Consider the following 18,144-nt stretch of genomic DNA (forward strand, 5'->3'; position numbering starts at 1 on the left):
ATAGGAACGATTCCGCTAGAAGTCAAGATCGTCTTTCGTGCGTTCGACCGATGGAGCGCCGGAAGCGTTCCATCCGTTTCCCTTGGCTATACTCAAAAGCTTTGAACCTCCATCGGAGAACGCTACATGACCGAAAACAAACGCGGCCGGCAGGTTTCCTCGCCACTTCCTCAAGAACCAGCAGCCGCTGCCGACGGTGGCGCCGATGCGGCCGAAACCGCCCCGCAGGCATCGGTGGCTTATCCCAATCCCGCCGCCGCGGCGGAGATACAAGCCGTCAGCCACGAACCCGCCGCCATGGCCGTTGCCAAGGCGCGGCACGGTTCGGCGGAGGACAGCGATTACGCCAAGCTGCCGGCCAATTACCCGTACCGTACGCGATTGCGCAACAGCGATTACGAGGCGCAGAAAGCCAAGCTGCAAATCGAGCTGCTCAAGGTGCAAAGCTGGGTCAAGGAGTCGGGGCAGAAGATCGTCGTCTTGTTCGAAGGGCGGGACGCCGCCGGCAAGGGCGGAACCATCAAGCGCTACATGGAGCACTTGAATCCCCGCAGCGCGCGGGTGGTCGCCTTGGAAAAACCGTCAGACCGCGAGCGCGGCGAGTGGTATTTCCAGCGTTATATCCAACACCTGCCGACCGCGGGCGAAATGGTGTTCTTCGACCGCTCCTGGTACAACCGCGCCGGGGTGGAGCGCGTGATGGGCTTCTGCACGCCCCTGGAATATCTGGAGTTCATGCGCCAAACGCCGCAACTGGAGCGCATGCTGGTGAACAGCGGCATTCGGCTGTTCAAATATTGGTTCTCGGTGAGCCGGGAGGAGCAGCTACGGCGTTTCGTTTCGCGCCGCGACGACCCGCTCAAGCACTGGAAGCTGTCGCCCATCGACATCAAGTCGCTGGACATGTGGGACGATTACACGGAAGCGAAAAACGCCATGTTTTTCCACACCGACACCGCCGACGCGCCGTGGGTGGTGATCAAGTCGGACGACAAGAAGCGCGCGCGCCTCAACTGCATGCGCCATTTCCTGCATCAATTGCCCTATCCCAACAAGGACGAGCACGTCGCCGTTCCGCCGGACCCTCTGCTGGTGGGGGCCGCCGCGGAAGTCCTCGCCAACGAGGAGACGGCTGTGACCCACTATTGACCGTCGGGGCGGCGCTTACGCCACCCAGCCCAGCATTTCCCTGGCATGAGCCAGGGTTTGCTCGGTGATGCGGATGCCGCCCAGCATGCGGGCGGTTTCCTGGACGCGTTCGTCCGGTTCCAACTGGCGCACGTTGGATTGGGTCACGTCGCCCTGCTGGGACTTTTCCACCAATAGGTGCTGATGGCCGTGGGCGGCCACCTGGGGCAGGTGGGTGACGCACAGCACTTGCTTGGTTTGGCCCAAGGCGCGCAGCTTCTGTCCGACGATTTCCGCCACCCGGCCGCCGATGCCGCTGTCCACTTCGTCGAAGATCAGCGTGGGCGTGGTTTTGCCGTCGATGACGGCCACCTGGATGGCTAGGCTGATGCGCGACAGCTCGCCGCCGGAGGCGCATTTGTTCAGCGGCCGGGGCGGCAGGCCGGGATTGGCGCTGACCAGGAACTCCACTTGATCGAGGCCGTGGGGGCGCGGTTCGCCGTCGTCCAGCGGGGCGATCTCCACCACGAAGTTGCCTTGCGGCATGCCCAGTTCGCGGATGGTGGCGGAAATTTGTTCCTGCAGGCCCTGCGCCTTGTCCTTGCGTTGTTGCGACAAGGCCTGGGCGGCGCGGCGGTAATCGTTCTCCACTTGTCCCAGCTCCTGGGCCAGCTTTTCCAGCCGTTCGCCGCCGCTTTCCAGGCCCGCCAGTTCGCTGCGCAGGGCCTGCAGATGGTCGGCCAGGTGCTCCGGCCGCACTTGGTGCTTGCGCGCCAGGTCGTGCAGGCTGCCCAGCTGCTGTTCCAGTTTTTCCATATGGGCCGGATCGGCCTCCAGGCTGTCCAGGTGGCGGCGCAAGCCGTGGCCGGCTTCTTTCACCTGGATGTGCGCTTCCTGCAATAGGGCGACGGTTTCCTCGAAGGCCGGGTCCACCCGGCTCAGGTCGGTCAGCGCTTGCACGGCGTGCTTGAGCAGGGCGTCGGCGGATTGGCGGTCGTCGTCCACCAGGCATTCCAGTTGCGCCTGGCCCACTTCGAGGATTTTGCCCAGGTTGGCCTGGCGCGTGTGTTCCTCGCTCAGGGCTTGGTAATCCAGGCTTTCCACCTGGGCCGATTCCAACTCGTCCACCTGGTAGCGCAGCAGCTCTTCGCGGGCGCCGCGGTCGCGGCCGGCGGCGCTGGCTTGTTCCAGCTCCGTGCGCAGCTTGTGCCAGCGTTTGTACAGTGCTTCCGTTTCTTGCAGCAACGCGCCGTTGCCGGCCGCTTCATCGAGCAAGCGGCGCTGTTCCTTGCTTTGCAACAGTTTGACGTGGGCGTGTTGGCCGTGGATTTCCACCAGGTTGGCGGCGAATTCCTGCAAGGCCTGCAAAGTGACGGGGCGGTCGTTGATGTAGGCCTTGGAGCGGCCGTCGCTGGTCACGGTGCGGCGAATCAGGCAGGTGTCGTCGCTTTCCAATTCGTTGTCGGCCAGCCAATGGCGCAGCTCGTCGGCGTTGCCCAGCTGGAATTCGGCGCATACCTCCGCCCTTTGGCTGCCGGGCCGCACGAAGCCGGAATCGGCCCGCCCGCCCAGGGCCAGCCCCAAGGCGGTGAGCAGAATGGATTTGCCGGCCCCGGTTTCGCCGGTGAGCACGGTGAGGCCGCCGTTCAGGTCCAGATCCAGGGCTGCGACCACGGCTAGGTCGCGGATTTGCAGGGTGGTTAGCATGGGGAATGTTCAGGTTCGCTTTTTATCGTTGCCGGGCTCGACGGGGCGTGTGATTTAGCCGCTGCTCCATCCCAGCTTGGCCCGCAAAATCTGCGAAAAATCGTAACCCATGGGGTGCAGGATGGTCACCGGTTTCGGGTCTTTGCGGATGCGGATGCAATCGCCCAGCCGCACGTCGTTGATGGCGACCGTGTCGAAGCTGAGTTGGGCGTTGACTTCCTTGCCGCCGCTGAAGGTGATTTCCAGCTGGCTGGCATCGTCCAGCACGATGGGGCGGTTGGTGAGGGTGTACGGGTTGATGGGCACCAGCGCCATGGCCGCCAGGCGCGGGTGCAGGATAGGGCCGCCGCCGGACAGGGCGTAAGCCGTCGAGCCGGTCGGCGTGGCGACGATGAGGCCGTCGCAGCGCTGAGTGTTGAGGAACACGCCGTCGATGGTGGTGCACAGCTCGATCATGCTGGCGCTGACCCAGCGGTGCACCACCACTTCGTTTAGCGCGCTGTGTTCGTGCAGGGCCCGGCCGTCGCGCAGCAGGGTGGCGCGCAATTGGGTGCGCGGTTCCGCCTCGTAGCGGCCGTCGAGGATTTCCTCGATTTTCGCCAGGGCCTCCTCGGCGCCGATGTCCACCAGGAAGCCGACCCGGCCCAAGTTGACGCCGATCAGCGGCACGTCGTGGGTGGCCATGGCAGTGGCCGTCGCGAGAAAAGTGCCGTCGCCGCCTACGACGATGGCTAGGTCGCAACGCGCCGCCAGTTCCTCCATGGGGAGCGTTTCCACGCCGGACAAGAGGTCTCGGCAGCCTTGTTCCAACAGCACTTGGCAGCCCCGCCGCCGCAGCAGCCGGTGCAAGTCCGCCAGCATGGAGGGCACCCGTTCGTGTTGCGGTTTGCCGATAAGGGCGGCGGCGCGGACGCGCGGGGCGCCGCCGCTGAAGGACTGATCCATGGAAACGGGCGGGTGGCTACACCTGCGATTGCAGGTAATTTTGGCGGCCGAGTTTGCCGATGAGTTCTTGCTGGGTTTCCAGCCAGTCCACGTGTTCTTCCTCGTCGGAAAGCACGTCTTCCAAAAGCTCGCGGGAAACGTAATCGCCCACCGTTTCGCAATAAGCGATGGCGTCCTTGAGGACGGTGATGGACTGTAGTGCCAGGGTCAGGTCGCAGCCCAGCATTTCTTCGGGATTCTCGCCGATGTGCAGCTTGCCCAGCTTTTGCACGTTGGGCAGGCCTTCCAGGAACAGGATGCGCTCGATGAGCTTGTCGGCGTCTTTCATGGCGTGGATGGACTCCTTGTATTCGTGGGAGTCCAACTGTCCAAAGCCCCAGTTTTTGTACATACGGGCATGGAGAAAGTACTGGTTGATGGCGATCAGCTCGTTGGCCAGCGCGTGGTTGAGATGATCGATGACTTTTTCGTCGCCTTTCATGGTGTGCCTCGGGGTAGGGTCTGTGGCACTAATTTATAGGAGTGGGGGGGATTTGTCATGGCGGGCATCCTGCCCGCCACCCTACGGGCGGCTTCGCCGTGCAAACCGGCTTTCCTGCCGGTTTGTCATGGCGGGATACCTGTCCGCCGTCTTTCGGGCGGCTTTGCCGTACAAATTGGCTTTCCTACCGGTTTGTCATGGCGGGAGTCCAGTCCGCCGTCGTTCGGGCGGCTTCGCCATGTCCGTTGAGCGTTTGAGGCGCCACGTGTGCGCAATTTCGCCGGGGGCGAATTGGAACGGGGAGCGCCGGCCGAAGGCGCGTCCGAGGGAGTTATTTCGCCAGCACGACCCGGTTGCGGCCTTCGTTCTTGGCTTGGTACAGGGCTTGGTCGGCGCGGGCGACCAGGTGGCGTTCCGATTCGCCCGAGGCCAAGGTGGCCACGCCGACGCTCACGGTAACGTTCACGTCGCCCTGTTCGGTGGGGCAGGGCATGATTTCCACTTGGTGGCGGATGCGTTCGGCCAGCGTGGCGGCGCCCTCCGTGGCGGTGTCGGGCGCCAGTATCATGAATTCTTCTCCGCCGTAGCGATAGACGAGATCGCTGCCGCGCACGACGTGTTTGATGCATTGGGTGACGGTGATCAATACCTGGTCGCCGCAGGGATGGCCGTGGGCGTCGTTGACCTGCTTGAAGTGGTCCAGGTCCACGGCGATCAGGGACAGCGGCGCGAATTGGCGGCAGGCGACTTTCCATTCCCGCGCCAGACCCGATTGCAGCGCCGCGCGGTTGCCGACGCCGGTGAGGGAGTCGGTATGGGCGTCCACCAGCGCTTGGTGGTATAGCAGGGTGTTGCGCAAGGGATAGATCAGCTGGGTCAGCAGCCCTTCCAGCTGTTTGAGTTCGAAGTCGGCATGGGGATACTGCCGCGAGGCGGTAAATTCGCCCAGCGATTCCCCTTCCAGCAGCAGGTTGTAACTGGCCCGGTAGGTGCCGGCATGGCCGCCGGATAGCCGCATGTTCAGGCGCGGTAAGCTGTATTCGAAGCCGTCCAGCAAGCCGATGGGAGCGACCAAGTCGAAAAACAGCGGCACCAACTGGTCGGTAATCAGCGTGGTTTGCAAGGCGCTGGACAGGTCTACCGGCGTCGCCGCTTTCGCCGGTGTCGGCGTGAGTTCGGCATACTTGCTGCGTCGGGGGAATGACACGATATTTCCATATTGCTGGTTCATTGCGACTGCCTTCAGCTTGCTTAACGCGAGTTGCCTTGCTGTTAGCCAATATCGTGCCATTTTGTTTTGCCGGGCGGTGTTTCCCGGCGCCGTCGCGTTGCCGGGGGATAGGACGGCGTTTTTCTGCGCGCTTGTATGCGGCGAGCGGCAAGGATTTGCCGTGCTTAGGCGGCAAGCGGCGGCCGAAGCCGCCGGCGCGGTCAGCGGGAAGAGGGAAGGGTAAAACGGCCGCGATAGGCGAAGGTCCGCCCGAACCACGGGTGGACGATGTCAAAATCCAGACGCAACTCCCCGTCGGAAAGCGCGCGTTCGACGATGACGGCATCGCCCAGCAACGCCCAGTTGGGGATGCCGATAATATGCGGGCCGATTTTCCAGCAGTGGTCGCGGGCGGTGAACACCAGCGCGCCGTCCCGTTCGGCCACCGCCATGCGGATGCCCACGCCGAAACGCAGCAGCTCGACGATTTCCCCCGGCCGGCCGGGTTCCATGCGCGAGGAAAAGAGGGCGGTGCGGCCGTCGGCGAAGCGGAAAGTGCGGTGCCAGAACAAGTTGTCCGGCTGGGCGGGATCGGTGCGGTTCACCACCTCCACCGGCACGTCGCGCCCGGCATAAGGCACCAGCGCGTCGAAGAATCGCGCCAGGAGCAGCCAGGGTTTGATCCAGGGCGCGTGGTACACCTCCTCCATCACGCCGTGCAGGATTTGCGTCGCGGCGACGGTGGGCGGCATGTCGTAGTGGCGCCGTATCGCCGGCGCCAATCGGTGCCAGGCGTCTTCGCCGAGGACGAGTCGGAACAAGGGCTGATTCATGGTGCGTTCTCCTCAAAAATCCAGGGCGGGCTTGGCCACCATCAGGAACAGCACGGCGACCATGGCGAGGAAGGCGGGCACGCCCAGCCAGAACCAGGCGCGGGCGTCGCGCCAATAGCGCGGGTCGAGGGGTTGGCCGCTGTTGAGTGCGGCGGCGCAATCGTCGCGCATGCGGATTTGCAGGTAAACCACCGGCAGCCAGCACAGCCCGGCCAATAGGTAGAGCGCAAAAGACGCCACCAGCCAGGGCGAGCTCCAGGGATAGCCGTACAGATGCATCAAGGCGAAACCGGACAACGGCTGGATGACGACGGTGGGCGTGGTGAACAGCCAATCGGCCAGCACCACGCGGCGGTTGGTGTCCGCCATTACATGCACATCGCGCCCCAGGTCGGCGGTGAACTTGAAAAAAGCCGTGCCGAGTCCCGTGCCGAACAGCAGCATGGAGCTGCACACGTGCAGCCATTTGAGTATCGGGATTTCCATCAGGTGTCCTCCGTAGCCAAAATCATGCAGGTCGCCGCCATCAGCGGCAGGTTTTTCACTAGCGGTGCGAAAGGGTGGATGAGGAATTCCGGCAGGCACCAGCCGATGACCAGGGAATACACCAGCGTCATGCCCAGCTGCAGCAGCCCCGCCGTTTTCACCCGGTAATTGCACAGGAACGCCAGCCCCAGCAGCCCGTCCAGCAAGGACGCGCCGTACAGCGCCCAGGGCGCCGCCGCGTCGGCGATGCCGACGCCGGCCAGCAGGGCGTAGCTGCCCGCTTGCGGGTAGAGAAAAGCCGAAGTAAAGCCGGACCAGAGCCACATGAAACCCAGCGCGCAGCGCAAAGCCGGCAGCAGGAAAAACAGCCCGGCGTACCGACGCTCCGCCTGCCGCGCCGGCCTGTCCGCCAAGGCTTGTTCCAGGCTGCGCGGCGGCCGGCCGAGCAGGGCGGCCAAACCGGATGCGTCGCCGGTATTGCCGCGCTGCAACATGCGCAGGGCGTCGCCATTGAGGGGCGATGCTGCCAGCCGGCCGATGATTTCGCCCATGGCCACCACCAAGCCGAACGGTGCGGATAGCGTCGGCGCCGCTCGCTTGCCCAGCCAGCGGCGCAAGGCGGCCAGCATTTCCGCCATGGTCACAGGCCGTGGCCCTACCACCACCAGGCGCAGCCGGGTCGGCGCGTCCTTATGCAGCAGCCGCAGCACCGTTTCCACCAGATCGTCTACGCATACCGGTTGCAAGGGCTGCCGGCCATCGCCGATCAACGGCGTCAGCGGCAGCGCCGCCATAGCGCTGAACAGCGCCAGGCTGGCGCCGCCGGGCCCGTACACCAGGGACGGTTGCAGGATGGCCCAATCGAGATGGGTGCCGGCGAGATAATCGTCGGCGGCCTTCTTGCTCAAGTGATAACGGCTGAATGCGGTTTCGTCCGCCCCCAGGGCGGAAATTTGCACCACCTTCTCGATGCCGGCCTGGACGCAAGCCTGGAACAAAGCGACGGGCGCCCGCCGGTGCAGGTCGTCGAAGCGGTTGCGCTTGTCCTCGGCGATGATGCCCACGCAATTGACCACGGCATCCACGCCTTGCAGGTGGGGCAGCCATCGCTCCGGTTCGGTATGTTTGGCGAAGTCCAAGGCGAGTGGCGTGCAGCCGGGCAGGCCAATGAGCGCCTCGGGACGGCGGGTAGCCGCCACGACTTCATGCCCTTGCCGCAACAGGGCGCGGAGCACATGCCCGCCGATGAAACCGGACGCGCCGGTAATCAGTATGCGCATGGCATGTCCTCCGTTTCGGCCGCGGCGGGTTGCTTTGGGGTGTGCAGGCCGCTCCACAAGTCGCGCAGTCCCCAAACGAACACGCCGACTCCCATGAGGCTGAGCAGCCAGGATTGCCAGCCGAAGTCTGCCCCCGCCAAGGCCGTGGGTTGAGCGCGCCACACCAGCCAATGGGGAAACAGCAGCGCCAGATAAGCGCCGCCGTTGATGCTCAGGATCAAATGAGTGACCCGCTCCGACGGACGCAAGCGGCGGCTCCGGTCTTCCTCGACGAAATCCCAGGCGGTGAGCGCGACTTCCAGCGCGATAACGGCGGCCAGTAGCCAAGCGTACCAGCCGTGCCAGGCACACCAGGCCAAGCCGAGGAAAACCACCGCGTAAAACAGTTCACGTGCACCGTGGATTTTTTGCTCCAGCTTGGCATTGGCCCGTGTGGGCAGTCGCTCCTGCCACTCGTGATGCCAGAACACGTCGAAGGCGCCCAGCAGCCCTTGGACGATCAGTAAGTCGATGACCCATTGCATGGCGGTTACTACTCGGTTTGTTGTTTACAAAACTGCGGATATTTCTGTAGCAAGAGAAATCATCGGGCAAAAAATTCCCTCCTATAGGATGCGGTGAGCCGGCGAGTCGCATCAAAGCCGCCGCGTCCTCGCGGAAATACTCGGGCTGCTTGAATCGCGAACGGTGCGGTTGGCCGACTCACCACACCCTACCTTCTCAGCGCCCCGGTTTCAGCAACTGCTCCACCTTGGCACCGAGCTCGAGGATCTTGATCAACGCCGGCTGCGGCAAGCGCCGCATTTGGCCGTACCAGTTGAGCAGCCGCTCCAGGAATTGCGCCACGGCTTCGATGCGGCGCTTGGTTTCGGCGCCGGTGTCCTGGTCCGCCTCGCACTCCAGGCAGCAGTCCCGCAGCACGGTCAGGGTGGGATCCAACTCGCGCCGCTTGCGGTTCTCTGCGATGGCGAAAAAAGTGTCCCACAAATCTGCCAACGCCTCGAAATGATCGCGCCGATCCCCCTTAACGTGCAGCAGTTTCACCAAGCCCCAGCTTTGCAGTTCCTTCAGGCTGGTGCTGACGTTGGAACGCGCCACGCCCAGGGTTTCGGCGATTTCCTCCGCCGTCATGGGCCGCGCGGCCAGGTACAGCAGGCTGTGGATTTGCGCCACGGTGCGGTTGACGCCCCAGCGGGTACCCATTTCGCCCCAGTGGAGGATGTATTTTTCCATGACCGGCGTTAACTTCATGATGTTGTATTCCGTAATTTCTGTTGATGAAGAAATAGCGGAAGTCTCGGAAAGTGTCAAGCCGCATCGCCAAAAGCGTGCAACCGCCGGGGTGTGGATCAGATCATTGAATGGTTATGATAAGTCTTGCCTTATGAATCTGGCCGGACGCCGTCGCTTCGCACCAGCAATGCGCGCGATTTGTGACGATGTGGGGCAACGCTTGGCTCCCGCGCCCAGGGGATGCGCTGGGCGTTTTCTATTAAATGCATTTAAAACAATGGCATAGCGCCGTTTGGTGGCGATGCGCCGCAGCGTCGGCAATCCTAAAGTTAAATTGGAACAGTTGCTGCTATACCGCATTCGTGGCGATCGCCGCCCCCTCTCTTTCTGTTGCTAAAAGGTAAGGAGCCATTGATGCTGAAAAGCGGTTTAATGCAGTTGTCCGACGCCGAACGCCGTTGGCTGCCCTGGTTCGGCAAAACCGGCAAATTCGCCATGGCTTGGGCCTGTTACATCAACCGCCGCCGTTATCCGGTGCTGGAGCAGACTTTCGAAGGCATCGCCGCCACCCGGGTGAAAATCCTGACCGGCTGGGCCGGGCAGCAATGGGCTTTTCTGGCCGGCTTGGCGGAGGAGCTGGCGCGGGACTTTCCCCGCATCGACGCCACCGCGCTGCAAAACAAGCGGGCCTTGGCCAGGGATTTTTCCGAATTGTTCGTGGTCGGCAGCGACGGCCGGGTGATCGCGTCCACCCACGCCGCCCGCAAAGGAGCGGCCTGCGTGTCGCCGCAAGCCCTGGCATTCGGCCTTAAACAGCGCTTCCTGCACGGGCCATATACCGATTCCGTCACCTTGCAGATCGGGCCTTCCACCTCCCGCTTCCACGATCAGGTGACGCTGATGTTCTACCTGCCGTTGCAGCGCGGCGGCGAAACCGTCGGCTGCCTGTGCGGTCGGGTGCCCAACGACGTCCTCGGCGACTTGATCCAGCGCGAGGCGGGACACGTGTTTATCGAGTCGGGGGACAACTATTTGTTCATGGTGGACTCCGTGTTCGATCCCGCCATCCAACCGGGCATCGCCTTGTCCCGTTCCCGCTTCGAGGACACTACCTTCAGCCTGGGCGACAACCTCAAGCAAGGCGTGCGCACCGACTGGGGCGTGGTGAAGGTGAAACACCACACGGAGTTGGAGCTGATGTTCACCGACCCCGCCACCGGACGGCTGCACCCCGGCGTGCGGGAAACCATCCGCCACGGCAGCAACCTATTCGTTACCTATCCCGGCTATTCCGACTACCGCCATATCCCGGTGATCGGCAAGGGCGTGACGTTCAGCATGCCCGGCTCCCTGGATACCTGGGGCATGATGTGCGAGGGCGACCTAGAGGAGGCCTACCGCTTCCGTTCGGTGAACTACCGCATGATGAGCTTTTACCTGTGGCTGGCGTTGTCCATCTGGGCGATCGGCGTGGCCGGCGAACGGTTGCTGGCGCTGCCCGGCGAGGCGCTGGATCTGCTCAACCTGGGGCTGCTGCTGGCCGGCGGCGCGGTGTTCTACCGCCGCGGGCTGAATCCCATGACCCAGCGCTTGCGCATCATGGCGCGGGTCATCCGTTCCCTGGCTGAAGGCGGCGGCAACCTGGCGCAACGCTTCGAACGCACCGAAGCCGCGGTGGACGAGCCTTCCGTGATGGCGCAGTGGGTCAACAGCTTCATCGACAACCTGGACGGCACGGTGAGCCGGGTCATCCTGGCGGCGGAGGAAATGCAGGACAACCACGCCGACATGCTGGGGCGCAATCAGGAAGCCAGCCTGGCCACCGGCCAGGTGCTGGACGCGGTGCAGGACATCCTGGAGTCGTTGACCAAGCAGATGGCCGACATCGACAGCGCCACCCAAACCACGGCGGAAATCCGCGCCGCCATGCACCAGGCGGTGGACAGCGCCCGTCAGCAGTTCAGCCTGGTGCAGGAGCGCACCCAGGATATCCGCGTCTCCATCGACGCCTCGTCCCAGACCATCCGCCGCCTGGGCGAGAGCACCGACCAGATCGGCAAGATCGTCAACGTCATCAACGGCATCGCCGAGCAGACCAACCTGCTGGCCCTCAACGCCGCCATCGAAGCGGCCCGCGCCGGCGAAGCGGGACGCGGTTTTTCCGTGGTGGCGGACGAAGTGCGCAAACTGGCCGAACGCACCGCCGAGGCGACCAAGGAAATCAGTCAAATGATCGCCACCGTGCAAGGCCAGGCGCGGGAAGCGGTAACCATCATGGAAACCGGCGCGGTGGGCATGGAGGAAGGCCTGCGCCTGGCGGAAGAGGCGGCGTCTGACAACAGCGGCATGCAGGAAATCCTCGAACGCATGTTCGTGCTGATCCAGGAAATCGCCCAAAGCGCCTACAGCTACGGCGACCGGGTGCGAGGCGTGGCCGACGTGACCGAATCCATGCGCAGCGCCCTGGACGAGCTGAACTTCAGCGTGGCCCAGGCGCGGCAGACCTCGGAAAAACTGCGGCGCTTGGCAGGGCAGTTCCAGGTGACGCAGATGCAGGGCAATCCGGCTTTCTGACGGGGAACGGCAGCCGTCCGGTTGGGGCATTGGTTCCACGGCCGGCGGTGCCGTAGCCAGGTAGGGTGGGCGAGCGCTAGCTTGCCCACCGTTTGCCAAGTGTGCACTATCGCGCTGCGGTGGGCAGCCTACCTCTCTACGCTGCCGAACAGCTCCTTGTTCGAAGCCGACAAGCGAACGAATCCGGCATTCCTTTGTCCGCAGCGGCCTTTGCCGATTGCCGAGGCTTCCGCATCACCGTGGGATGTTCGGGCTCCAGCGTCCGCGCCGAACTCAGCCAGTAGTCCCAATCGAACCGCGGGCACCATTCCGGTTTAACGATGCCAAACAGATTTCGTATAGCAACGATTACCTGGCGGTGCCGCCAGGCCGCCAAATCCCCCTGTTTCTCCGGCGCTTCCAGGTAGCCGAATACCGTCTCCGCTGTTTGATCGGCCAAGCGCAACCCCGAAAAGGCGTCGATGTACCGCTCCGCCCAAACCACATGCCAGCGGTCCGATGGCCGCCTAATGCCCTGATCGTTCCAAACTTTTATATAGCGATTCCAAAACCGCGGCTACATGCTCCATGTTTGCCCCTTTACTCATGTCCAGCTTCCAGCTACTGTCCTTATGAACGCACACGCCTATGCCACGGCAAAACGCCGGCCCAATGTACCGGGCCGGTGTCGTGCTATACGGATTCCGTTTAATCAACTGTTAGGTTCTCAGGGGGGTAACTAACATCATGAATAAAAATGGGAAAGATGACTTCGGCTGTAGCGACTATGACGACTACAAGATGGCATGGTGCGAGAGCGAAAGGTTGAGACAGGAGAATTCCATTAATGGATGGATATATATCGGTCTTGATACTCGCTTTAACAACATGGCCAAAATTGGACTCACGACAGGACGGCTAGGCACAAGAGCAAGCGGAAGTCAAAACCCTTTTTATGTTTTGCTTTGTGCCTTCAAAATTAAAGAAGGAGTAACACCTGAAAAAGTAGCTGAAATTGAAGGTGCCGTTATTAATTTATTGAGTCAACGCTACGAACGCATACCTCATAAAACCTCCGGCCGGCTTTCGGAGTGGTTTTATGCTAATCCCCTTGGCATGAGGGAACTTGTACATGAATTTCTCTATGATGAATATAGCTGGGATATGTATAGCTATCACTGCTCTGAGAGAGGTGTGGGTGTCATATATTCATGGGAGAACGAGCAATTTTTGCATGGTACTTCCCGCAGCCCATATCAAGCAAGTGATTTAAGTTCTCCTCCTGTTGATCCAGCCTGTTATATGCCTGGAGGGTGTGGTGCAGATTGCGATTGCTGGGATTAACATGGCTTATGAAAAAATTCACAACCTAACATACGCATCCAGCGGACGCGCCAAAGACGCGCGCCGCTGATGCTTGGCGTTAGGGCTTACGGATGCATACCAGCCAAGTAGGGTGGGCGAGCGTTAGCTTGCCCACCATTCGCCAAGTGTGCACTATAGCGCTGCGGTGGGCAGCCTATCGGCCGCCCACCCTACCTCTCGCCGCGCTCGCATCCACGTCAAGGAACGACAGCATGCCTGACTATCTGCGATCCCGCCGAGCCGGCGGCTTGTTTTTCTTCACGGTGGTCACGCATCGCCGCCGCCCCATTCTGACCCTGCCGGAGAGCCGCGCTTCGTTGCGCTTGGCGATCCAAACGGCGCGGCGTGCTGCGCCGTTCGACATCGAAGCGTGGGTGTTGCTGCCGGACCATTTGCATTGCCTCTGGTCCCTGCCGGAAGGTGATGGGGATTATCCGCGCCGCTGGAACGTCATCAAGGCTACGTTTTCGCGCCTGATGAAACATCGGCTGCACGATCCGGACGCGTTGCGCGCATCGCGGAGGCGGCATCGGGAGCTTGCTATTTGGCAACGCCGTTATTGGGAACACCAAATCCGCGATGAGGAAGATCTGCGCCGGCATGTGGATTACATCCATTTCAACCCGGCCAAACACGGGCTGGTATCACAGGTCGCGGATTGGCCGCATTCCACGTTTCACCGGTTTGTGGCCGAAGGGATTTATCCCGCGAATTGGGGCGGAGCCGTGGAATGTGCGGAAAACGGCGTGTTCGGTGAATAGGGAAGGAATGGTGGGCAACCTACCGGTCGCCCACCCTACGGTTCTCGGCGAACCCGTCGAGCATACCCGGTTTTGTCAAAGGTGCGCCATGCGCACCCTACGGCAATTTTGGGTTACAACATCCCCAATTCCAGCTTGGCCGCTTCGGACATCATGTCCCGCGACCAGGGCGGGTCGAACACCACTTCCACGTTCACTTGGCGGATGCCGGGCAGTTGGCGGATGGCGCGCTCGGCGTCGAATTGCAGCACCGGGCCCATGCCGCAGCCGGGGGCGGTGAGGGTCATGACCACGTGCACGTCGTTGCGGCCGTCGCCGTCGTCCACCGGCGTGACTTCGCAGCGGTAGACCAGGCCCAGTTCGACGATGTTCACCGGGATTTCCGGGTCGTAGATGGTCTTGAGCACTTCCCAGACGTTTTTCTCCACGCTGGCGGCGTCGGTGTCGTCGCTGAGGTTGTCCAGCGTTTCCGGTTCCTTGCCCAGGGCGTCGGCGTCGCCGGCGGCGATGCGCGCCATGCGGCCGCTGCCGGAGGCGATGACGGTGTAGCTGCCGCCGAGGGCCTGGTACATCTGCACCACCTCGCCTTGGGGCAGGGTGCCGGATGTGCCGTCCGGCACGTAGATGACGTCGACGTCCCGTTGCAGAATGAGGGTTTCACGAGTGCCGTGCATGGAGCGGATTACCTGTTTTGAGTCTTGGAAGCGATGTCGGCAGGGCCGAAGCATCGTGCTGTGAGGGTCCTTCCTTCGGGAGTTAACCAGTGGGCGATGAAGGCGGCGATGGGTTCCGCTCCCGGCAGTTGCGCCGGGTTCTCGCCGGGGAAGATGCGGCTGCGCAGGGCCGAGCGGAACGGTGCCGGCGCCACGGTGGCGACGCGCAAGCGGCCGCCGGCGTCCCATTCCTCGGCCAGGGTCTGGGCCATTTGCCTCAAGCCGGCCTTGGCGACGCCGTAGGCGCCCCAATACGCCTTGCTGTGGCTGGCCGGGTCGTCGACGAACAGGACGCCGGCGTCGTCGCTACGGGCCAGGGCCGGCAGCAGCGCTTGGGTGAGCAGGAACGGCGCGGTCAGGTTGAGGTGCAGCAGCCGCTGCCAATCCTTGCCTGGCAGGTCGGCCAGCGGCATCAGCGGGCCGGTGTCGGCGGCGCAGTGCACCAAGCCGTGGAGCGCGCCGAATTGCTGTTCCACCGCCTGGGCCAGGGCTTGCGCCTGGGCTTCGTCCAATTGCGCCAAGTCGCAGGGGAACAGGTGGGGCAGGGTAAAGCCGGCGGCGGCGATGCGGTCGTAAATGGCTTCCAGCGGCTGCTGGCGGCGGCCGAGCAGGATCAGTTCGGCGCCTTGTGCGGCGCAGGCCAGGGCCACGGCGGAGCCCAGGAAGCCGCCGGCGCCGGTGACGAGGAGGGTGCGCTTCGGCGCGGGCGTAGACGTCATGCCGTTGCTCCGTGACGTTCCAGCCAGGCCAAGAGGTCCAGCGGCGAATGCAGCAGGGCGTCGGCGCCCCAGTCGTTGGGATCGTCGCCTTCCGGCACATAGCCGTAGGCGGCGGCCAGGGTCTTCATGCCGGCGGCGCGGCCGGCCGCGATGTCCCGATCGGCGTCGCCCACGTAGACGCAGCATTCCGGCCGGCTGTTGATACGGCGGCAGGCTTCCAGCATGGGCATGGGGTGAGGCTTTTTCTCCGCCACCGTGTCGCCGCTGACGATGCAGCCGCTGCGCTGGGCCAGTTGCAGGGCTTCCATCAAAGGCTCGGTGAGCCAGGCCGGCTTGTTGGTGACCACGCCCCAGGGACGGCCGAGGGCTTCCAGCCGCTCCAGCACCTGGGCCATGCCGTCGAACAAGCGAGTGTGTTGGGCGATGTTGTTGCGGTAGAAGTCCAGCATCAGCCGCAGGCGCTGTTGGAACAGGGTTTCGTCCTGGTCGTTGCCGAAGGCGCGCACCAGCATGGCCGACGCTCCCGCCGAGACCACCGGACGCAGGTATTCCAGCGGCAGGGCATCGCGGCCTTCTTCCCGCAACACGCGGTTGACGGCCGCCGCCAGGTCGGGCGCCGTGTCCAGCAGGGTGCCGTCCAGGTCGAAGAGTACCGTCGTGACGGTGCGCGGCACGGGATTAAGCCTCCGGCTTGCGGAACGCCGCCAGGTAGTTGATGCCCACGTCGTCCCCCAGGAAGAACCCTTGGGTCAGCGGGTTGTAGCCGATGCCGGCCATGCTCACCAGCTCCAGGCCGGCGTGGCGCGCCCAGCCTTCCAGTTGCGAAGGGCGGATGAAGGTGTCGTAGTCGTGGGTGCCCTTGGGGATCATGCGCAGCAGGTATTCCGCCGCCACCACCGCCAGCAAATAGGCCTTCAGGGTTTTGTTGAGGGTGGAGAAGAACACCATGCCGCCCGGCTTGGCCAGGTTGGCGCAGGCGCGCACCACCGATTCCGGATTGGGCACGTGCTCCAGCATTTCCATGCAGGTGACCACGTCGAAGGCCCCCGGCATTTCCGCCGCCAGGCTTTCGGCGCTGATTTTGCGGTAGCTAACCTTTACGCCGGATTCCAGGCCGTGCAAATCAGCCACGTCCAACAGCTCCGCCGCCAGGTCGATGCCCAGCGTATCGGCCCCTTGCCGGGCCAGGCCTTCGGACAGGATGCCGCCGCCGCAGCCTACGTCCACGGCCTTTTTGCCGGCCAGGGGTGCGTTCTTCTCGATGTATTGCAGGCGCAGCGGGTTGACTTGGTGCAGGGTCTTGAATTCGCCGGTGGGATCCCACCAGCGATCCGCCTGGCTGCCGAATTTGTGGATTTCGTGGGCGTGGACGTTGGTCATGGCTGTCCTGTGTGGTGGGAGTGGCTGGAAAGCTTGGCCTGCCAGTGGTCGGCGCGGGCCAGGATGTCGTCGAGGTCGAGGCTGGTCAGTTCGCGCCGGCGCAGCAGGCGGCGGCCGGCCACCCACACGTCGCTCACCTGGTGGCGGCCGGCGGCATAGACCAGATGGGACACCGGGTCGAACAGCGGGCGGGTTTCCAGGGCGTCGAGGCGCACGGCGGCGACGTCGGCGGCCTTGCCGATTTGCAGGGAGCCGATTTCGCCGTCCAGGCCCAGGGCCTTGGCGCCGTTGAGGGTGGCCATGCGCAGCACGGTGTGGGCCGGCAGGGCGCTGGCATCGCCGGCCACCGCCTTGCCCAACAGGGCCGCCGTGCGCATTTCGCCGAACATGTCCAGGTCGTTGTTGCTGGCGGCGCCGTCTGTCCCTAAGGCGACGTTGACGCCGGCCTTGAGCAGCTTGTCCACCGGGCAAAAGCCCGAGGCGAGCTTCAAGTTGGATTCCGGGCAGTGCACCACGTGGGCGCCGCTGGCGGCGTAGCGTTCGATTTCGCCGTCGGTGAGCTGGGTCATGTGCACGGCGATGAACTGCGGGCCGATCAGGTCCAGCTGCTCCAGCCGCTGCAGCGGCCGCATGCCGTGGGACTGCATGCCCTGCCGGATTTCGTCCTGGGTCTCGTGCACGTGCATGTGGATGGGCCGCTCGATTTCGCCGGCCAGGGTGCGCACCCGTTGCAGCGGGCCGTCGGATACGGAATAGGGCGCGTGGGGGGCGAAGGCCGTTTGCAGCAGCGGCGCGTGGCGGATCTCGTCGTACAGGGCCAGGTTTTTGGCGAAATACTCGTCGGGATTTTGCGCCCAGGCGGTGGGAAAATCGATGAGGATCAGGCCGATGGCCGCGCGCATGCCGCTGTGCAGCACCCGCCGCGCGGCGATTTCCGGGAAGAAATACATGTCGCTGAAGCAAGTGACGCCGCCGCGCAGCATTTCCGCCATGGCCAGGTCGGTGCCGTCCGCCACGAAAGCCTCGCCGGCCCACTGGGCTTCCAGCGGCCAGATGTAGTCGTTGAGCCAGGTCATCAACGGCAGGTCGTCGGCGATGCCGCGCATCAGCGTCATGGCGGCGTGGGTGTGGGCGTTGACCAGGCCCGGAATCAGCACGTGCTCGTCGAAATGCTCCACGCTGGCGGCCTGGTAGCGTTCCAGGGCTTCGGCCTGGGGCAGCAAATCCTTGATGCGCCCGCCGTCGAGCACCAGGGCGTGGCGCTCCAGCACGGTGCCGTCCGGTTCTACCGGGACGATCCAACGGGCCAGCAGGATGGCGTCGACGTTCATCGGTAATAATTCCCTAGCA

General features: G+C 63.5%; 19 protein-coding genes. 5 read left to right on the plus strand and 14 right to left on the minus strand.

What is annotated here, in order from left to right:
- Positions 1–126 precede the first annotated feature (126 nt).
- Positions 127–1,149 (plus strand): polyphosphate kinase 2, encoded by a 1,023-nt coding sequence (ppk2, locus tag K5607_RS04135; RefSeq protein WP_054773121.1) that lies wholly within the window; start codon positions 127–129, stop codon positions 1,147–1,149.
- A 15-nt stretch (positions 1,150–1,164) separates the two neighbouring features.
- Here the strand turns inward: ppk2 and recN are convergent, their stop codons facing one another.
- The 9 genes from recN to K5607_RS04180 form a co-directional block, all read right to left on the minus strand.
- The gene (gene recN, locus K5607_RS04140) at positions 1,165–2,835 is read right to left on the minus strand and encodes a DNA repair protein RecN (protein WP_221048292.1); all 1,671 of its coding nucleotides are present in this window, start codon (positions 2,833–2,835) and stop codon (positions 1,165–1,167) included.
- 54 nt (positions 2,836–2,889) lie between these two features.
- Positions 2,890–3,780 (minus strand): NAD(+)/NADH kinase, encoded by an 891-nt coding sequence (locus K5607_RS04145; protein WP_221048293.1) that lies wholly within the window; start codon positions 3,778–3,780, stop codon positions 2,890–2,892.
- A gap of 16 nt (positions 3,781–3,796) precedes the next feature.
- Positions 3,797–4,261, minus strand: a complete 465-nt coding sequence (bfr, locus tag K5607_RS04150; protein WP_054773122.1) for a bacterioferritin — start codon at positions 4,259–4,261, stop codon at positions 3,797–3,799.
- A 331-nt stretch (positions 4,262–4,592) separates the two neighbouring features.
- Positions 4,593–5,468 (minus strand): GGDEF domain-containing protein, encoded by an 876-nt coding sequence (locus tag K5607_RS04155; protein WP_162232323.1) that lies wholly within the window; start codon positions 5,466–5,468, stop codon positions 4,593–4,595.
- Between the two features lie 224 nt (positions 5,469–5,692).
- Positions 5,693–6,304: a DUF4166 domain-containing protein gene (locus K5607_RS04160; RefSeq protein ID WP_221048294.1), complete on the minus strand. Its 612-nt coding sequence runs from the start codon at positions 6,302–6,304 to the stop codon at positions 5,693–5,695.
- Positions 6,305–6,316: 12 nt separating this feature from the next.
- Positions 6,317–6,790: a DUF2269 family protein gene (locus tag K5607_RS04165; RefSeq protein WP_221048295.1), complete on the minus strand. Its 474-nt coding sequence runs from the start codon at positions 6,788–6,790 to the stop codon at positions 6,317–6,319.
- Positions 6,790–8,070, minus strand: coding sequence for an SDR family oxidoreductase (locus K5607_RS04170; protein ID WP_221048296.1), 1,281 nt, complete (start codon positions 8,068–8,070; stop codon positions 6,790–6,792). The genes K5607_RS04165 and K5607_RS04170 overlap by 1 nt, the downstream gene beginning before the upstream one ends.
- A complete protein-coding gene (locus tag K5607_RS04175; RefSeq protein WP_054773745.1) occupies positions 8,058–8,594 on the minus strand; it encodes a hypothetical protein in 537 nt (178 codons plus the stop codon). The genes K5607_RS04170 and K5607_RS04175 overlap by 13 nt, the downstream gene beginning before the upstream one ends.
- A 196-nt stretch (positions 8,595–8,790) precedes the next feature.
- Positions 8,791–9,321, minus strand: a complete 531-nt coding sequence (locus K5607_RS04180) for a GbsR/MarR family transcriptional regulator (protein ID WP_054773744.1) — start codon at positions 9,319–9,321, stop codon at positions 8,791–8,793.
- Here K5607_RS04180 and K5607_RS04185 point away from each other — a divergent pair.
- The 4 genes from K5607_RS04185 to K5607_RS04200 all read left to right on the plus strand — a co-directional run bounded on the left by K5607_RS04185 (position 9,302) and on the right by K5607_RS04200 (position 13,982).
- Positions 9,302–9,589 carry a hypothetical protein gene (locus K5607_RS04185; RefSeq protein WP_221048297.1) on the plus strand — a complete coding sequence of 96 codons (288 nt, stop codon included), beginning with the start codon at positions 9,302–9,304 and terminating at the stop codon, positions 9,587–9,589. The genes K5607_RS04180 and K5607_RS04185 overlap by 20 nt on opposite strands.
- 128 nt (positions 9,590–9,717) lie before the next feature.
- Positions 9,718–11,877 (plus strand): methyl-accepting chemotaxis protein, encoded by a 2,160-nt coding sequence (locus K5607_RS04190; protein WP_221048298.1) that lies wholly within the window; start codon positions 9,718–9,720, stop codon positions 11,875–11,877.
- Positions 11,878–12,603: 726 nt separating this feature from the next.
- Complete coding sequence (locus K5607_RS04195) at positions 12,604–13,200, plus strand: hypothetical protein (protein ID WP_156302505.1); 597 nt, start codon at positions 12,604–12,606, stop codon at positions 13,198–13,200.
- 233 nt (positions 13,201–13,433) lie between these two features.
- Complete coding sequence (locus K5607_RS04200; protein WP_221048875.1) at positions 13,434–13,982, plus strand: REP-associated tyrosine transposase; 549 nt, start codon at positions 13,434–13,436, stop codon at positions 13,980–13,982.
- Between the two features lie 113 nt (positions 13,983–14,095).
- Here K5607_RS04200 and sufT read toward each other — a convergent pair whose 3' ends face one another.
- Genes sufT through K5607_RS04225 form a run of 5 tightly spaced genes read right to left on the minus strand, consistent with a single transcriptional unit; the run spans position 14,096 to position 18,125 of the window.
- On the minus strand, positions 14,096–14,656 hold the full coding sequence (sufT, locus tag K5607_RS04205; RefSeq protein WP_054773743.1) for a putative Fe-S cluster assembly protein SufT: 561 nt from the start codon (positions 14,654–14,656) through the stop codon (positions 14,096–14,098).
- 8 nt (positions 14,657–14,664) lie between these two features.
- Positions 14,665–15,414, minus strand: coding sequence for an SDR family NAD(P)-dependent oxidoreductase (locus tag K5607_RS04210; protein WP_221048299.1), 750 nt, complete (start codon positions 15,412–15,414; stop codon positions 14,665–14,667).
- Positions 15,411–16,088 carry a phosphoglycolate phosphatase gene (gene gph, locus K5607_RS04215; RefSeq protein WP_221048300.1) on the minus strand — a complete coding sequence of 226 codons (678 nt, stop codon included), beginning with the start codon at positions 16,086–16,088 and terminating at the stop codon, positions 15,411–15,413. Before gph ends, K5607_RS04210 begins: the two co-directional genes overlap by 4 nt.
- 4 nt (positions 16,089–16,092) lie before the next feature.
- A complete protein-coding gene (gene ubiG / locus K5607_RS04220; protein ID WP_221048301.1) occupies positions 16,093–16,794 on the minus strand; it encodes a bifunctional 2-polyprenyl-6-hydroxyphenol methylase/3-demethylubiquinol 3-O-methyltransferase UbiG in 702 nt (233 codons plus the stop codon).
- On the minus strand, positions 16,791–18,125 hold the full coding sequence (locus K5607_RS04225) for a TRZ/ATZ family hydrolase (RefSeq protein WP_221048302.1): 1,335 nt from the start codon (positions 18,123–18,125) through the stop codon (positions 16,791–16,793). The genes ubiG and K5607_RS04225 overlap by 4 nt, the downstream gene beginning before the upstream one ends.
- Positions 18,126–18,144: the final 19 nt, after the last annotated feature.

The sequence above is a fragment of the Methylogaea oryzae genome (assembly GCF_019669985.1).
GTDB lineage: Bacteria > Pseudomonadota > Gammaproteobacteria > Methylococcales > Methylococcaceae > Methylogaea > Methylogaea oryzae.

Coding starts and splice junctions, on each gene's coding strand:
- ubiG (WP_221048301.1), bottom strand. CDS start 16,794: ATGACCAACGTCCACGCCCACGAAATCCACAAATTCGGCAGCCAGGCG.
- sufT (WP_054773743.1), bottom strand. CDS start 14,656: ATGCACGGCACTCGTGAAACCCTCATTCTGCAACGGGACGTCGACGTC.
- K5607_RS04200 (WP_221048875.1), top strand. CDS start 13,434: ATGCCTGACTATCTGCGATCCCGCCGAGCCGGCGGCTTGTTTTTCTTC.
- bfr (WP_054773122.1), bottom strand. CDS start 4,261: ATGAAAGGCGACGAAAAAGTCATCGATCATCTCAACCACGCGCTGGCC.
- K5607_RS04185 (WP_221048297.1), top strand. CDS start 9,302: ATGACCGGCGTTAACTTCATGATGTTGTATTCCGTAATTTCTGTTGAT.
- K5607_RS04170 (WP_221048296.1), bottom strand. CDS start 8,070: ATGCGCATACTGATTACCGGCGCGTCCGGTTTCATCGGCGGGCATGTG.
- K5607_RS04225 (WP_221048302.1), bottom strand. CDS start 18,125: ATGAACGTCGACGCCATCCTGCTGGCCCGTTGGATCGTCCCGGTAGAA.
- K5607_RS04210 (WP_221048299.1), bottom strand. CDS start 15,414: ATGACGTCTACGCCCGCGCCGAAGCGCACCCTCCTCGTCACCGGCGCC.
- K5607_RS04180 (WP_054773744.1), bottom strand. CDS start 9,321: ATGAAGTTAACGCCGGTCATGGAAAAATACATCCTCCACTGGGGCGAA.
- ppk2 (WP_054773121.1), top strand. CDS start 127: ATGACCGAAAACAAACGCGGCCGGCAGGTTTCCTCGCCACTTCCTCAA.
- K5607_RS04175 (WP_054773745.1), bottom strand. CDS start 8,594: ATGCAATGGGTCATCGACTTACTGATCGTCCAAGGGCTGCTGGGCGCC.
- K5607_RS04195 (WP_156302505.1), top strand. CDS start 12,604: ATGAATAAAAATGGGAAAGATGACTTCGGCTGTAGCGACTATGACGAC.
- K5607_RS04145 (WP_221048293.1), bottom strand. CDS start 3,780: ATGGATCAGTCCTTCAGCGGCGGCGCCCCGCGCGTCCGCGCCGCCGCC.
- K5607_RS04165 (WP_221048295.1), bottom strand. CDS start 6,790: ATGGAAATCCCGATACTCAAATGGCTGCACGTGTGCAGCTCCATGCTG.
- K5607_RS04160 (WP_221048294.1), bottom strand. CDS start 6,304: ATGAATCAGCCCTTGTTCCGACTCGTCCTCGGCGAAGACGCCTGGCAC.
- K5607_RS04190 (WP_221048298.1), top strand. CDS start 9,718: ATGCTGAAAAGCGGTTTAATGCAGTTGTCCGACGCCGAACGCCGTTGG.
- recN (WP_221048292.1), bottom strand. CDS start 2,835: ATGCTAACCACCCTGCAAATCCGCGACCTAGCCGTGGTCGCAGCCCTG.